Source organism: Arthrobacter sp. D1-29, assembly GCF_054130585.1.
In genome coordinates this window covers 2,721,905-2,735,722 of sequence record NZ_CP096383.1, presented here as the reverse complement: position 1 = coordinate 2,735,722, position 13,818 = coordinate 2,721,905, and the positions used below count along the sequence as shown (strand labels likewise).

12 protein-coding genes are annotated in these 13,818 nt (G+C 66.1%); 4 read left to right on the top strand and 8 right to left on the bottom strand.

What is annotated here, in order from left to right:
* Positions 1–56: 56 nt before the first annotated feature.
* The 3 genes from M1E17_RS12280 to M1E17_RS12270 are packed head-to-tail and all read right to left on the bottom strand — an operon-like array spanning position 57 to position 1,768.
* Positions 57–590, bottom strand: a complete 534-nt coding sequence (locus M1E17_RS12280; RefSeq protein WP_457962327.1) for an HAD domain-containing protein — start codon at positions 588–590, stop codon at positions 57–59.
* 17 nt (positions 591–607) lie between these two features.
* Entirely contained in the window at positions 608–1,291 is a 684-nt protein-coding gene (locus M1E17_RS12275; RefSeq protein ID WP_457962326.1) for a hypothetical protein, read from the bottom strand.
* 42 nt (positions 1,292–1,333) lie between these two features.
* On the bottom strand, positions 1,334–1,768 hold the full coding sequence (locus M1E17_RS12270; protein ID WP_457962325.1) for a VOC family protein: 435 nt from the start codon (positions 1,766–1,768) through the stop codon (positions 1,334–1,336).
* Positions 1,769–1,887: 119 nt separating this feature from the next.
* On the opposite strand from M1E17_RS12270, the gene M1E17_RS12265 reads away from it, so the two are divergent.
* On the top strand, positions 1,888–2,508 hold the full coding sequence (locus M1E17_RS12265) for an L-threonylcarbamoyladenylate synthase (protein WP_457962324.1): 621 nt from the start codon (positions 1,888–1,890) through the stop codon (positions 2,506–2,508).
* Positions 2,509–2,525: 17 nt separating this feature from the next.
* On the opposite strand, the gene ligD is transcribed toward M1E17_RS12265, so the two are convergent.
* On the bottom strand, positions 2,526–3,548 hold the full coding sequence (ligD, locus tag M1E17_RS12260) for a non-homologous end-joining DNA ligase (RefSeq protein ID WP_457962323.1): 1,023 nt from the start codon (positions 3,546–3,548) through the stop codon (positions 2,526–2,528).
* A 152-nt stretch (positions 3,549–3,700) separates the two neighbouring features.
* Between ligD and M1E17_RS12255 the strand changes: the two genes are divergently transcribed.
* Positions 3,701–4,366, top strand: a complete 666-nt coding sequence (locus M1E17_RS12255; RefSeq protein WP_457962322.1) for an alpha/beta hydrolase family protein — start codon at positions 3,701–3,703, stop codon at positions 4,364–4,366.
* Positions 4,367–4,377: 11 nt separating this feature from the next.
* Here the strand turns inward: M1E17_RS12255 and M1E17_RS12250 are convergent, their stop codons facing one another.
* Positions 4,378–6,558, bottom strand: a complete 2,181-nt coding sequence (locus M1E17_RS12250) for an elongation factor G-like protein EF-G2 (RefSeq protein WP_457962321.1) — start codon at positions 6,556–6,558, stop codon at positions 4,378–4,380.
* Positions 6,559–6,841: 283 nt separating this feature from the next.
* Positions 6,842–8,428: a DUF222 domain-containing protein gene (locus M1E17_RS12245; RefSeq protein ID WP_457962320.1), complete on the bottom strand. Its 1,587-nt coding sequence runs from the start codon at positions 8,426–8,428 to the stop codon at positions 6,842–6,844.
* A 267-nt stretch (positions 8,429–8,695) separates the two neighbouring features.
* Between M1E17_RS12245 and M1E17_RS12240 the strand changes: the two genes are divergently transcribed.
* Positions 8,696–9,961 carry an IS110 family RNA-guided transposase gene (locus tag M1E17_RS12240; RefSeq protein WP_457962217.1) on the top strand — a complete coding sequence of 422 codons (1,266 nt, stop codon included), beginning with the start codon at positions 8,696–8,698 and terminating at the stop codon, positions 9,959–9,961.
* A 310-nt stretch (positions 9,962–10,271) separates the two neighbouring features.
* Here the strand turns inward: M1E17_RS12240 and M1E17_RS12235 are convergent, their stop codons facing one another.
* Positions 10,272–10,424, bottom strand: coding sequence for a hypothetical protein (locus M1E17_RS12235; protein WP_457962319.1), 153 nt, complete (start codon positions 10,422–10,424; stop codon positions 10,272–10,274).
* A gap of 199 nt (positions 10,425–10,623) precedes the next feature.
* Positions 10,624–13,446 carry an ATP-dependent RNA helicase gene (locus M1E17_RS12230; RefSeq protein WP_457962318.1) on the bottom strand — a complete coding sequence of 941 codons (2,823 nt, stop codon included), beginning with the start codon at positions 13,444–13,446 and terminating at the stop codon, positions 10,624–10,626.
* Between the two features lie 111 nt (positions 13,447–13,557).
* On the opposite strand from M1E17_RS12230, the gene M1E17_RS12225 reads away from it, so the two are divergent.
* Positions 13,558–13,818, top strand: a complete 261-nt coding sequence (locus tag M1E17_RS12225) for a hypothetical protein (protein WP_457962317.1) — start codon at positions 13,558–13,560, stop codon at positions 13,816–13,818.

Genomic DNA, 13,818 nt, shown 5'->3' with positions numbered 1-13,818 from the left:
GGTGTTTGCAGAAGCGGCGTGAAACCTTATAGATCGTACGCGTCCATGGCATCAGGTCAAAACACCGGCTGTTCCAGAAACGACCTGACGGCGCCGAACTCGGCCGGTGAGATTCCGCGGCGCGGGTCAGGTGACACCAGGAGGATGCGGCGTCCCAGGATCCTCGCCCATGCCTGCGCCTCCTCCTCATACCTGAGTTGGTCATCGATCCACACCACGGCGTCAGGGCCAAATCTGTCCATGTCATCCTGGATGGCACGGAGTTTCCACCAGCCTTCCCCGAGCGCTTGACCCGGGACGCCTCCTGCGCCTGCTCCCGCCGCCGTCAGATAGGGCCAATTCGCCGCGTTGAGGCCAATGGAGGGGCAGAGGTATTCGGGTGCCAGGTCCTCCCAGCTGGTCAGCCACACGCACCTGAGTCCATCAACGGCGGCGAGCCCGTTCAGTCCGTCGACGAGCTCCTGGGCAAACGCGACCGACAGCAGGCCGGCACTGGCGTGCCGCCAGGGAGAGCCCCATTCACTGACCCCGGCTGGCCCGAAAGGACAAATCACCCCGTCCACGTCGAGGTAAAGGGAGACTCTTTTCACACATGCCTCCCCCGGACCTACCTCTGCGGAGAGTCCGATGGGCGGCCGGAATCGAGCATGGGCGCCACTTTTTCCTCCAGCGCGGCAACCGCGGCATCCGGAAGCACGATGAGGCCGTCCAGTTCGCGGCGGGCCCGCTTGTAGGCGGCCTGCCGCTCAGCGGGGGTGGCGGCGTCATTCTCGGCGAGCCGCAGCAGCTTCCTGGCCGTTGCCAGCCGCTCACGCTCTGGCCCGGAAAAGTTCGTATCCCTGATCCGTTTGGCTTCCCGCTCCGCGACCGCGAAGGCCACTTCAAAGGCATTGACCGACGCCCGGTAAGCCTCGAGCCGTGACGGTGCGGTCAGCTCCTTGGCCGAGGAAGGCCGCAGCCCGTCCGCCTCGCGTTTGGCCCGCAGGAAGGCCACCGTGAGGGGTTCGCGGACATCGGTCATCAGGGGAAAATCAATCAGCTTGCCGACGTCCAGTTCGTAGTCCAGCCAGCGGCGGTTAACGGCATCATGGGCAGCCATGAGGGACTCGATGTCGGCGATGGCCACCTGCTCGGCCTGCAGTGACTGGTTCCGGAGTTTGTACAGCTCCACCCTCCGCTGATGCCGGCGTTCCGTGGACATCTGCCAGGACTTGGCCCACCCGCCCATCACACCACTGAGGGGGAAAACCAACCACCAGTAGTGAGCGAGAAAATCGAAGAGGGGCTGCACCCTTCCATGGTCCCATCGCGGGTGGCCCCGCTTCAAGGAACCTTAAGTCACGGGACCGCCCGGCTGTGCGCCGTTGACGTTGACCAGCCACGCCACGCCGAACTTGTCGGTGCACATGCCAAAAATATCGCCCCAGGGCGCCTGCTCCAGCGGAACAGTCACGCTGCCGCCGTCGCCGGCCAGTTTGTCCCAATAGCCGCGCAGCTCGGCCTCATCGTCGCCGCTGACCGAGACAGAAATCGAACCGCCCGGTGTGTACTCCATCGAGTTCGGGGTGTCGGCCCCCATCAGGACCATCCCCTGCTGGGTGGTCAGCATGCCGTGCATGATCTTGTCCGCCTCGGCGGGGTCCTCGCTCGCCTGGAAATCCCCGAAGGTGCTGAGTGTCAATTCGCCGCCGAAGACGTTCTGGTAGAAGTTCATCGCCTCCCGGGCGTTGTCGCGGAAGCCAAGGTAGGGGTTGAGCACTGTGGGCATGGCTGGTTCTCCTTGAGGTGCTGGTACGGGAACGAACAGTCAATATCCTGCCGCAAACACGACGCTGTTGATAGGGGGCGAACTGCACTTATCAGCCGTGGCACCGTAGGCTCGGGGTCATGGCCAGATACTTCGACGTTCATCCCCAGGATCCGCAGCCGCGGGCCATCACCCAGGCCGTCCGCATGGTGCTCGACGGCGGCCTGATCGCCTACCCCACGGACTCCTGCTACGCGCTGGGCGCCCAGCTGGGCAACAAGGATGCCCTGGATCGTATCCGGACCATTCGAAAACTTGACGCCAAACACCATTTCACCCTGGTCTGCAAGGATTTCGCCCAGCTGGGCCAATTCGTGAACATCGGCAATGACGTCTTCCGCAGCATCAAGTCGGTGACACCCGGCAGCTACACGTTCATCCTGCCCGCCACCAAGGAAGTTCCCCGGCGGCTCCTCCACCCGAAGAAAAAGACCGTGGGCGTCCGCATCCCTGACAACCGGGTGGTGCAGGCCTTGCTGGCCGAACTCGGCGAACCGCTGCTCTCCAGCACGCTGCTGCTTCCGGATGAGGCAGATCCGCTCACCAACGGCTGGGAGATCAAGGAAAGGCTGGAGCATGAGGTGGACGCCGTGATCGATGCCGGCGACTGCGGGGCCGAACCGACCACGGTCATCGACTTCTCCGGCGGCGCGGCCGAGGTGGCCCGTTACGGCGCCGGAGATCCGTCCCGGTTCGAGTAGGGGTTCGAATACGACCGCTAGTCCTGTTTGCGCGCCCGGCTGGGCTGCACACGCGGCGGCTCACCCGGCATCTTGGGGTAGTCGGGCGGGAAAGGCATCTCTCCGAGTCCTGACGCGACGTCGCGTTCCCACCACTCCAGCAATTTGTCGATGGTTCCAGGCTTTGCACCCATATCCGCCCACGGGTCGCCGACAGTCTTCAGGCGTTCCGGGACGGTGAGGATGGTGAAGTTCTTGGGGTCGGCGGTGCCCAGTTCATCCCACGTGATGGGGCACGATACCGGGGCATGCGGCAGTGCGCGCGGGCTGTAGGCACCGGCGATGGTCCGGTCGCGGTTGGCCTGATTAAAGTCCAGGAACACCCGCTGGCCGCGTTCCTCCTTCCACCACGCGGTGGTCACCTTGTCCGGAATGCGCCGCTCCACCTCCCTGGCTGCGGCGATGACCGCATGGCGGACATCCAGGAATTCATGGGCCGGCTCGATGGGCGAGTACACGTGAAGCCCACGGTTTCCAGACGTCTTGATAAAGCAGTCCAGTCCTGCCTCCGCCAGTACTTCCTTCAGGAGCAGCGCGGCGGGAACAGCGTCATCGAAGTCCGTCCCGGGCTGAGGGTCCAGGTCGATCCGCAGCTGGTCCGGATTGTCCGTGTTCTCCGTTCGGGATGGCCAGGGGTGAAAGACCACTGTGTTCATCTGCACCGCCCATACGGCGGCTGCCGGCTCGTCAAGGACCAGCTGCGGATGCGAACGGGCGCTTGGGTAGACCACCTTCACCGACCGGACAAAGTCAGGGGTCCCTTTGGGCGGGTTCTTGGAGAAGAACATTTCCCCCACGATATTGTCCGAATACCGCTGCAGCGAGACCGGCCTGTCACCGTTTGCGGCTATGAAGGCTTCCCCCACCTCGACGATGTAGCGGGCCAGGTCCAGCTTGGTCAGGCCCAGGTCCGGCCAGAGGACCCGGCTGGGACTGGAGATGCGCATTTCGCGGCTGCCGCTGGGCCCCGGGACGGAAAGGGTGGTCTGTTCGCTGGCCATGGGGACAAGCTACACCCGAACTGCCACATCAGACAGTCCGGCTCAGACAGATCCGGCACGCACGTCTGGCATATACGTCAGGCAAACAGGGCGAGCCAACAAGTCGACACCGCCGTGAATGCCCCGGCATCCAGATCGGGCATGATTAGTCCATGTCCGTTCCAGAGTCCTCCCTCACCATTCCCACCGGCGAAACAGAAGTTTCGGGGGTCTATGCGCGTCCTGACAATCCCTTCGCCACGCTGGTGGTTGCCCATGGCGCCGGCGCCGGGATGGAGCACCCGTTCCTCCGAGGTTTCACCCGGGCACTGAACGACGACGGCGTGGCCACGTTGCGCTTCAACTTTCCCTACCGTGAAGCCGGCAGGAAGTTCCCCGACCGGCCGCCGGCCGCGATCGCCGCATGGCGCGCAGCCCTCGACGCTGCCCGGTCACGGTCCGACGGGGAGCCCGTTTGGGCGGCAGGCAAATCCTTTGGCGGCAGGATGGCCTCCATGGCCGTCGCAGAGGGCATGGACACGAAAGGCCTGGTTTACCTCGGATATCCGTTGCATCCGCCGGGCAAGCCGGAAAAGCTTCGGGACGAGCATCTGTACGGACTGGAACTTCCCATGCTGTTCCTGCAGGGAACCCGGGATACGTTCGCCACTCCCGAGCTTCTCGAGGGGGTTGCCGCCCGGATTGGTCCCGGCGCGACGCTTGAGTGGGTTGAAGGCGGCGACCATTCCTTCGCCGTGGCAGGCGCCAAGCGCAGCGCTGAAGAGATCGGAGCCTCACTGGCCGAGCGGGTGGCGGAGTTTATCCGGAAGCATCCTTGAAGCAGGGCCGTTCAGGCATGGCTGCCCGCCGGGGCCACGTTGCCCGGCACCGGTTCGTGACGCAGGTAGCTGCGCCGGAAGCGGCCTGTCCCGGCGGTAAGCGCCCGCAGCTGGACGGCGTAACGCAACAATTCGCCGTCGGGCACTTCCGCGATGACTTCCGTGCGTTCGCCGCCTATCGACGTGGTTCCTGTCACCCGTCCCCGGCGTGAAGACATATCACTCATAACGGGGCCGACGTACTCATCCGGAGTGGTGATGACCACTGAGGAGACGGGTTCGAGCAGCTGGATACGGCCCGCGGCCGCCGCTTCTCGCAGCGCCAGCGCGCCCGCAGCCTGGAACGCGGCGTCCGACGAGTCAACGCTGTGTGCCTTGCCGCCCACCAGGGTTACGCGGATATCCACTACCGGGAATCCTGCCGACACGCCTTTCTGCATTTGAGTCCGGACGCCTTTCTCCACGGAGGGGATGTAGTGGCCGGGAACGACGCCGCCAACTGTCTTGTCGAGGAATTCGAACCCGGCGCCCCGTTCCAGGGGCTCGACTTCAATATCGCAAATGGCGTATTGCCCGTGGCCTCCTGACTGCTTGACATGGCGGCCGTGGCCCGCGGCGGGCGCAGCAAATGTTTCGCGCAATGGAGTGATCACTGGAACTGTTTCCAGTTTCACGCCCTGGTCCCGCAGCCGGTCCAGGACCACCTCGCCGTGCGCCTCCCCCATGCACCACAAAATCAACTGATGGGTTTCGGAGTTACGTTCCACCCGGAGGGTCGGATCGCCGGCCGCCACCTTCCCCATGCTCTTTGCAAGGGCGTCTTCGTCACTTCGCGAGGCCCCTTCCACGGCGAGCGGCATCAGCGGCTCCGGCATGTCCCACGATTCCACCAGCAGCGGGTTCTCCTTGGCCGATATCGTGTCGCCGGTCTCGGCATTTGCCAGTTTGGCGATGGCACAGATGTCCCCGGCAATGCAATAGGGCACGGGCTTGAGGCTGGCCCCCACAGGCGAGTAGAGGTGGGTGAGGCGCTCATCGCTGTCATGGTCCTCATGGCCGCGTTCGGCCAGTCCGCGGCCGCCAACATGCACGGCTGAGTCCTCCCGCAGCGTGCCGGAGAAAACGCGAACCAGGCAGACCCGGCCCAGGAAGGGATCGATGGTGGTCCGGACAACCTCCCCGGCCAACGGTCCCGCAGGGTCGCAGGTGAGCGGGGCCACAGGTTTGCCGGCGAGATCCGTCGCTTCCGGCAGGCTGCGTTCCACCGGCGATGGAAACGCCCGCGTCAGCATTTCCAGCAGTTCGGTGATGCCCAGTCCGGTTTCCGCGGATGTGGCCAGCACGGGAAAAAATGAACCGCGCGCCACAGCAGTCTCCAGGTCATCCACCAGGACGTCGACGTCGATCTCCTCGCCGCCGAGGTAGCGGTCCATCAGGGATTCGTCTTCGCTCTCGGAGATGATCCCCTCGATGAGTGCGCCGCGTTCCCCCTCCGAAGCCGCAAGCTCATGCGGTGTGGCGGCCCGCACTTCCGGCATAGGGCCGCCGCTGCTGTAGTCGGATACAGTCCCGGAGAGCAGCCCCAGCAGGCCCGTGATGGCTGATCCCGTACGCACCGGCAGATAAGCCGGGACGACGGCGTCGCCGAAGGCCCGGCGGCAGGCGTCCACGGTTCTTTCGAAGTCCGCCCGGGGATGATCGAGCCGGCTGATCACCACTGCACGGGGCACATCAACCTGGTCGCATTCGGCCCACAACGCTGTGGTGGCCGCATCAATATCGTCCAGGGCGGACACCACAAAGAGTGCCGCATCCGCCGCGCGGAGGCCCGCGCGCAGCTCGCCGGTGAAGTCCCCGTAGCCCGGGGTGTCCAGCACATTGACCTTGATGCCGTCGAACACCAGCGGGGCCACAGATAACACCACTGACCGCTGCTGGTGGATCTCCGAGGGCTCGGCGTCGCTGACCGTGTTGCCGTCCTCGATGGAACCCTTGCGGGATATCACGCCCGTGGCAGCCAGCAGAGCCTCAAGCAGCAGGGTCTTTCCCGCGCCCGAGTGCCCTACGAGGGCAACGTTCCGGACCTTTTCCGGTGCATCTGCCGGCCCTCCCGCGGACCCGTCGGCCCGCCGGAGATCAGAATTAGTGCGGCCGGGGGCCTTGCCCCGGCCGTTGGTGCCTTTCACCGACATGACTGTCTCCTGCCGTCTCAATCGTCAGCCGCCACGCAGCCTTGGTAAGACGATTCGACACCCTCAGGTGACTGAACAGCAAGAGGAAAAGCGGTGCCATCCCAAACCCGGGACAGCGGCGCGGTATAGCCGACACGGCTCGCTGTTCCACAGCATCTGGGGCGAGGGCGGTCGTCCGGAAGGGGCATCGTCCGGAATCGGCTTGGGTCGGATGGAGGGCGTGGTCCAGACCCGGGTCGGATCCGGAGGATTGGTGTTGCCTAGACCCGGGCAAGGCTCCATGTCATTCGAGACGGCTCGGTGTGCCGTCAGGCCAGGTGGGTGGTTCCCAGTCTTGGTGTTCGCTTTTGTACTCTCGGCCGGTGGGTGAGGTCCAGCCGGGTGGTTCGTTTTTACTGGCCGGGGTCGGTTGCCAGGCGGAGTTGTGTTTCAGGTGGTGGTGTTTGCGGCAAGGCTGGCCGAGGTTGCTGATGCCGGTGGTGCCGCCGCCTGCCCAGGCCAGGAGGTGGTCCGCTTCGTTATCCAGCGAGTGGTTGTTGCAGCCGGGGAAGGGGCATTTGGCGTCGCGAAGTCTGAGCCAGCGGCGCATTGCTGTGGTGAGCCGGTAGCTGGTTCGGCCGATTTCCAGTGGTGCGCCGTCGCGGGGGTCGGTGAGGACGCGGTGGAAGGAGTCGGCTCCGTTGGCGACCAGGTTCCGGGCCATGGAGGCCGGGATGGGGCCGTGGCCGTCGAGGGTGGCGGGTTCGTCGGTGAGGCCCAGGAGCGAGAACACGGGCACGGTGACCAGCACTTGCGCCCGCGGCGGCGGGACCTGCCCGGCAGTGCGCTCTGCGTCCCGATCGGGCCGGCTATTTACGCCGTTGTCGCTTCCGCCACCGGGGAGAGCGCCGCTTGCGCTTCCGCCGCCGTTGATCCCGCCGCTGCCGCTTCCGCCGCTGTCGCTACGCCAACTGCTGGTTCCCCTGCTGGCGCTCCCGCCACCCATGAGTGCTGAACTGCTGATGTTGCCGGGGTTGGTGCTCTCTCCGCCGAGGAGTGCGGCGGCGAGGGTGTCGGCGCGGAGTTGGGTGAGGGTGCGGGGCTCGGTGGGGCCTTGGAGTGCCCGGGCTGTGGTGGTGGTGTGTTCCCAGATGCCGGCGGCCTGGTCTGCGGGGAGGTAGGCGGAGAGCCAGGCCATGCCGTCGCGGTCCGGGGTGTATTCGACCCGGCGGTCCAGGACGCATTTGGTGTGGCGTGTTTCGATCGAGACGGGGTGGTGGCGTTCGCGCCAGGTCCGGGCCCTGGCACGGAACCTGGAGGGTGTGAGGTCCCCGGCAAGGCAGGCGCGGGAAGCCTTGGCGGCGTCGGGGTCCAGGAAGTGGGTTTCCAGGGCGGCCGCGCCGGCGGGGCCCAGGCCGGTGGTTTCATCGCAGAGGATCCGGGCGTGCTGCCAGGACAGGGCCCCGGCCTGCAGGGCAGCCAGGGTGAGGGGCAGTTCGGTGTTCAGCTGGTGTGACTGGACCAGGAACGCCGAGGCGGCACTTTCGCTGATGGTCAGGGTACAGGCGACCTCGGCGACCATGCCCATCTCCGCCACGGACTGTTCGTGCAGCGACGCCGACGGTGGAAGCAGGCGCCGGCAGGTGTCCGCGTACGTGGCAGCCGCCCGGGCCTTCCGCGCGGCGGCCCGGGCTTCGTCACGGGCAGCCTCCGCCATCTCGGCCAGGCACTCCTCCGCCAAATCCCGCGACGGATCAGTATCAGTATCAATTTCGGCTACTGAGTCAGAAGCAGAATCAGAACCTGTGGCAGCAGCGGAGGAGGCCGCTTCGATTGTGACGAGGGCAGCATCAGGTGCTTCGACTGCCTCCAAGACTTCCCCGTTGTCCATACCCTTAGCTTGTCAGTAGGCACCGACAGTAATGATGGAATTGGCTTGTGTTGCGGTGTGGCTCTGGCACTGACTGACGCCCTGCGAAGGGTTTGTCCTGCAAATGATTTGTCCGCCGCGGCACAGGCTGCAGTAACGCGGCGGCCAGGTGGACATGACCTCATAGGAGCCTGCTCGAAGAATCCCATTACTGTCTTGTCTGCCCACCCGGCCGGCGTGCCCTTTTGTTTCCCACCGCATGCAACGGAAGGCTGGGCCAGTTTCATCATGACAAACCCATATCTGAAAGTCATCGCCGGGATCGACACACACGCCGACACCCATTACGTCGCAATCATCGACGAGACCGGCAGACACCTCATGGACAAAGAATTTCCCGCCGTTGGGTCCGGCTACCGGAATATTGTCGAGTTCATTACCGGGTTCGGCCCGGTGGTTGCCGCCGGAGTGGAAGGCACCGGCAGTTACGGCGCCGAACTCGCCCGTGTCCTGACCAGGGAGGGCTTCCGGGTTCTGGAAGTCATGCGCCCGAACCGGCAGGGACGCCGGCTGCGGGGCAAATCGGACGCTCTGGACGCCTACCAGGCGGCAGAAGCCGCGCTGGCCGGCCGGAACGTCGCAACACCCAAATCCCGGGACGGCGCGGTGGAATCCCTGCGGGTCCTGCGCGCCGAACGGGCGACGGCCATGCGCGCCAGGGTAGCGGTCATGGCGCAGATCAAAAGCATCCTTACGGCTGCACCCGAGGCGTTACGGGCCAAATACCGGCGGCTGACCCGCGCCCCGATGATGGCCGCCCTGGAGAAAACCCGGCCGGCCGGAAACATGTCTGACCCGTTGATCGCCACCGCGGCCGTGCTTAAACGCCTCGCGATCCGTTACCGCGCCCTGGATCAGGAACTGGCGGTCATTGATGCCGAGTTAGACGCGATCGTGACAACCCACGCGCCGATGCTCCGTGACCTGCACGGGGTCGGCACCGACGTGGCAAGCCAGCTCCTGGTCACCGTGGGCGACAACCCCGGACGGATCGGCACCGAAGCGCAGTTCGCAGCCCTCGTGGGCGTCGCGCCGATCCCCGCGTCCTCGGGAAAGACCATGCGGCACCGGCTCAGCCGTGGCGGCGACCGGCGGGCCAACAAAGCCATCCACCACGTTGCCCTGGTACGGATGATGAGCGACACCCGCACCAAAAATTACGTCGCCAGACGCCGGGCCGAAGGGAAAAGCACCAAGGAAATCATCCGCTGCGTCAAACGCTACATCGCCCGCGAAGTCTACGATCAGCTGATCCATCCACAACCAGCACCAGACGCCGGAGCCCTCCGCACCCTACGCCAAACGAAGAACATCACCCTCCAGGCCGCCGCGGACAGCCTCCATGTCTGGCCCACAGCACTGTCCCGGCTCGAACGCGGACTCACCCGCCACGACGACTTCTACCAACACTACGAAACCTGGCTCAACTCTCAATCCCAAAAACCGCGAAGAGGCACCCGGGAGGTTGCAGGACTGACCGGGCAGTTTGCCTAGCGGCAGGACCAACGGCGTCCCGCCGTCCCTGCCGTAATGACCGGGCCACTAAGGCTCTGCGGTCAAGGGCGGCCGCAGGCCGTCGCACCAGCGATCGCAGACCCTTGACCTTGGAGCCTTAGCCCGGTGATCTGCATGACGCGGGGCGCCGTGCCCATTGACAGCAATAGGAGCATCAATTTTCCGTCCCGAACAGACCCTGCTCCCGAAGACGTTCCGCACCCGCAAATCAGCAGCAAGATGCACTGAGCTGCTGCGGGGATTTTCGGCCCCGCTCGTGCTCGTTCCGACTCGGGCTTATTTGTCTAGCCTAGGCTTCGTCGTGCCACCACCCTTCCCAGGCAGTGGACGTCAGCTGGCCATGAGGGAACCCGGTCTTGCCGCTTCCGGCCCCATGCGCAGGGTTGTCGTCATTCCGGCGGGCATCGAGCAAGAAGTTAAGGCTGGTAAAAAGCAACATCATTGCGTCCTTCCGTGTCTTGTGTGGACCACGTTGTCCAAGTAACCACGAGCCTAACCGGGGCATGTTTCAGCACGTCGACGCCACGTTTCGTCTATGTATCGGAGTCCTCACGCAGGGCGGTAACCCGCATGAGGCTTTGTCGTGTTTCCGCCGACCTGCCCCGGATTGACCTGCCAGATTGGTCTGCCCAAGGCAGAGGTCACATTTTCCGTTTGGTCCGTGCGGTGGCCGGCGCTGACCACGGGTCCTCAGGCCATGGATGCCTGGGGTAGCGGCCCCGCATCTCAGCCCTGACCTGGGCATAGGGCCCGGACCAGAAGGAGGCAAGGTCGCCGGTCACGGCAAGGGGACGTCTGGCGGGCGAGAGCAGGTGGAACAACACAGGCACTCGCCCCTCCACCAGCCGTGGAGTCTCCGCCCAACCGAAGCACTCCTGCAGCTTTACGGCGACAACAGGGCTGCCGGCCTGTTCCCGCGCCGCACCGTTCCGCACCGGATGTTCCGGTGTTGCCTTTCCTGTCTCTGCATTCTCCGACTCTGCGTACTCGGACGCCGCATTCTCCGACGCTGCATTCTCCGTCACCGCGTACTCCGACAGGTCCGGGTAGTCGATTTTCACCCTGGAGCCGCTGGGCACCTCCAGCCACTCCGGCGCGAGTTCCCCAAGCCGTGAGGCCTCGGGCCACGGCAGCAGCCGCCGGAGTGGGTCGGTGAGGTCTATTCCCCCGGCGGACGCGCCACCGGCCAGGGCCTCCAGCTCCGGACCCAGCCAGGTGGTCAGCTTCGCCAGCAGGGCCGGCTCGGAAACGTCCGGCCAGGGATCTCCGAGTTCCCGGTGCAGGAGGGCGAGCCGACGGCGCAGGGCGTCCGCCGCCGTCGACCAGCCGATCATTCCCAGGCCTCCTTCTGCCAGCGCAGTGGCCACGGCCATTCGTCCTTCTTCCGCGGAAGGGCGCACCGGCGTTGAGGCGAGGCCGATCGCGCCCAGCCTGCGTTCGCGCCGGGCGGTTATCCGGCCGTTGCTGAATGTTGCCGCCACGGATTCAGCGAGCAGGCCGGAAGCCGCCGCCTGGGCTATGTCCGCCGTGATGGGCGCGGCGGAGCGGATAACGGCACCCGTCCCGGCGGCGTCGCGGCCTTGGGCCCGCGAAACTTCAGCGACCGCCAACCATTCGTGCCCGGAGAGAGTGCTCCCCGCGGGCAGCCCGGCGCGCGTGCCGGATGACAGCAGGTAACGCTCCTGCCCTCCGCCCGGGACACGCCGTGCCACGCGGTCCGGAAACGCCAGGGCGACGACGGCGCCAACAGCTTCCGCTGCAGCGACCGTTCCCGGGGACATGGAAGGCACGACGCCGGCCCGCTCCTGGCGTGCGATGGCTTCCAGCCGCCGGACCTCCTCGGCCCACCGCCGGGCCGCCGGGTCCTTGCCCCCGCGCAGGATGGCCAGAAGCCGGGTGAGGTCTGCGCCGGGAGCGCGCTGGTCACCTGAGACCATGGCAACAGCCTCCGCCGCAGCCCGGTGTCCTGTCACGGCAGCGCCATCCAGCAGCGCCCGCGCGAGCCTCGGATCCGCAGGGATCCTGGCCAGGATCTTTCCGTGGTCGGTGGCTGTGCCGTCCGCCCACACCGCACCAAGTTCCCGCAACACCTCAACCGCGTCCTCCATGGCCTGCCGGGGTGGCCTGTCAGGAAGCTCCAGGCCCTCCCCGCCGGGTGAACCCCAGCAGGCCAGAACCAGGGCGGCCCCGGTCAGGTCCGCCACGGCGATCTCGGGAGTGACGTGGGCAGGGGCAGCACCGTAGGTTCTTTGGTCATAGCAGCGCACCACTTTGCCAGGCCCCTGCCGTGCCGCACGGCCTGCCCGCTGCTCGGCCGATGCCCGCGAGCAGGAAACCGTCACGAGGCCGGACATTCCGCGGCCGGCGTCGCGCCGCGGTTCCCGGGTCAGCCCGGAGTCGATGACCAGGCGGACGCCGGGAACAGTGAGGGAAGATTCCGCGAGATCCGTGGAGACGATGATGCGTGGGCGGCCGCCGGGACCCCGCCCGGACACAGCACGGTCCTGGTCCGCAGGGCTTGCCTGCCCGTGAAGCTCCAGGACCTCAATGCCGGCGCCAACCCGGTCACGCACCCGGGCAGCAACATAGGACACCTCCCAGGCGCCGGGGACGAAAACGAGGGCGTCGAGGCCGCCGTCGGCCACAGCTGCCCGCAGGTACGAGGTCGCGGCAGTGTCCGCAACGTGGTCCAGGAAAGAGCGGGTGACGCCCCGGCTGTCCAGCCGTGGCGCCGCGGGCGGTGACCAGGCGATTTCCAGGGGGTACAGCGCGGACGGACAGTCGACGACGGGGGCAGGGCGCCCGCCGTCGTCCTCGCCGTTGTCCCGCCCGCTGTCGTCCTCGCCGTTGTCCTGATCATCGCCCAGCAGCGCCGCGAACCGGGGCGCATCCAGCGTGGCGGACATCGCCACCAGCATGAGATCCCCGCGTAACTGGCGGACCTCGGCGAGCATGCCCAGCAGCAGGTCTGTTTCCAGGCCGCGTTCGTGGACTTCGTCGAGGATCACCGCTGAGGTGGTTTCCAAGCCCGGATCCCCGAGCAGGCGGCGCAGCAGGATCCCGGGTGTCACGAACTCCACCAGGGTCCCCTGGCTCACCTGCCGTTCGCCCCGGACGGTGTATCCCACCCTGTCCCCCAGCCTGCTGCCGTCGAGGGAGGCAAGGCGCCTGGCCGCCGCGCGGGCCGCCACCCGCCGCGGCTGCGTGACCACCACCCGCACAGGAGCAGGAGATGTTTCTGCGGCAAGGTTAGCGAGCAGCGGCGGTACCAGCGTGGTTTTCCCCGTGCCGGGAGGTGCCTGGACCACTGCCGTTCCCGCTGCCCCGCCCCGCCGCAGCACCGCCACAAGCTCCGCCAGCGATTCCGCAAAGGCCAGGCCCTCACCGATGCGGGAAAGCTGGAAGAATCCGCTGCCCGGACCAGCCGGGGCGTTCCGCCGGGGAGGGGTACTTGAGGAGGTCACCAGTCCATTGTGCGCACAAGCCCGCAGAACGGATGCACGGACGCCGGATGCACCGTAAGGGACCAGTATGGGTCAGACTTGAATCCGACTACCAGGAAAGCGTGACCAACAATGATTAACCTGCAGCAGGATTCCGAAGGCTTTATCCGCATGAACAGGCACTTTCCGGGCAGCGCCGCCATCACCGTCGCCTTCACTGACGGGACACAGGAAGTATTGACCGGGCGCCGTCTCAACCAGGCGTACGACGACGCCCTGGCTGCCTACCGCGCCGGGAATCAGCTGGACGCCAAAGGCTTTTCGCGGGGTCCCACAAAGAAGGTAAACCCGGGGATTGAGTTCGTGCCGGTCCAGCCCGGGATGGCGGAGTAG

Excerpts from the sequence above, each read along its gene's own strand:
- M1E17_RS12265 (WP_457962324.1), top strand. The coding sequence starts at position 1,888 with ATGGCCAGATACTTCGACGTTCATCCCCAGGATCCGCAGCCGCGGGCC.
- M1E17_RS12270 (WP_457962325.1), bottom strand. The coding sequence starts at position 1,768 with ATGCCCACAGTGCTCAACCCCTACCTTGGCTTCCGCGACAACGCCCGG.
- M1E17_RS12250 (WP_457962321.1), bottom strand. The coding sequence starts at position 6,558 with ATGTCGGTGAAAGGCACCAACGGCCGGGGCAAGGCCCCCGGCCGCACT.
- M1E17_RS12235 (WP_457962319.1), bottom strand. The coding sequence starts at position 10,424 with ATGATGTTGCTTTTTACCAGCCTTAACTTCTTGCTCGATGCCCGCCGG.
- M1E17_RS12245 (WP_457962320.1), bottom strand. The coding sequence starts at position 8,428 with ATGGACAACGGGGAAGTCTTGGAGGCAGTCGAAGCACCTGATGCTGCC.
- M1E17_RS12240 (WP_457962217.1), top strand. The coding sequence starts at position 8,696 with ATGACAAACCCATATCTGAAAGTCATCGCCGGGATCGACACACACGCC.
- ligD (WP_457962323.1), bottom strand. The coding sequence starts at position 3,548 with ATGGCCAGCGAACAGACCACCCTTTCCGTCCCGGGGCCCAGCGGCAGC.
- M1E17_RS12255 (WP_457962322.1), top strand. The coding sequence starts at position 3,701 with ATGTCCGTTCCAGAGTCCTCCCTCACCATTCCCACCGGCGAAACAGAA.
- M1E17_RS12225 (WP_457962317.1), top strand. The coding sequence starts at position 13,558 with ATGATTAACCTGCAGCAGGATTCCGAAGGCTTTATCCGCATGAACAGG.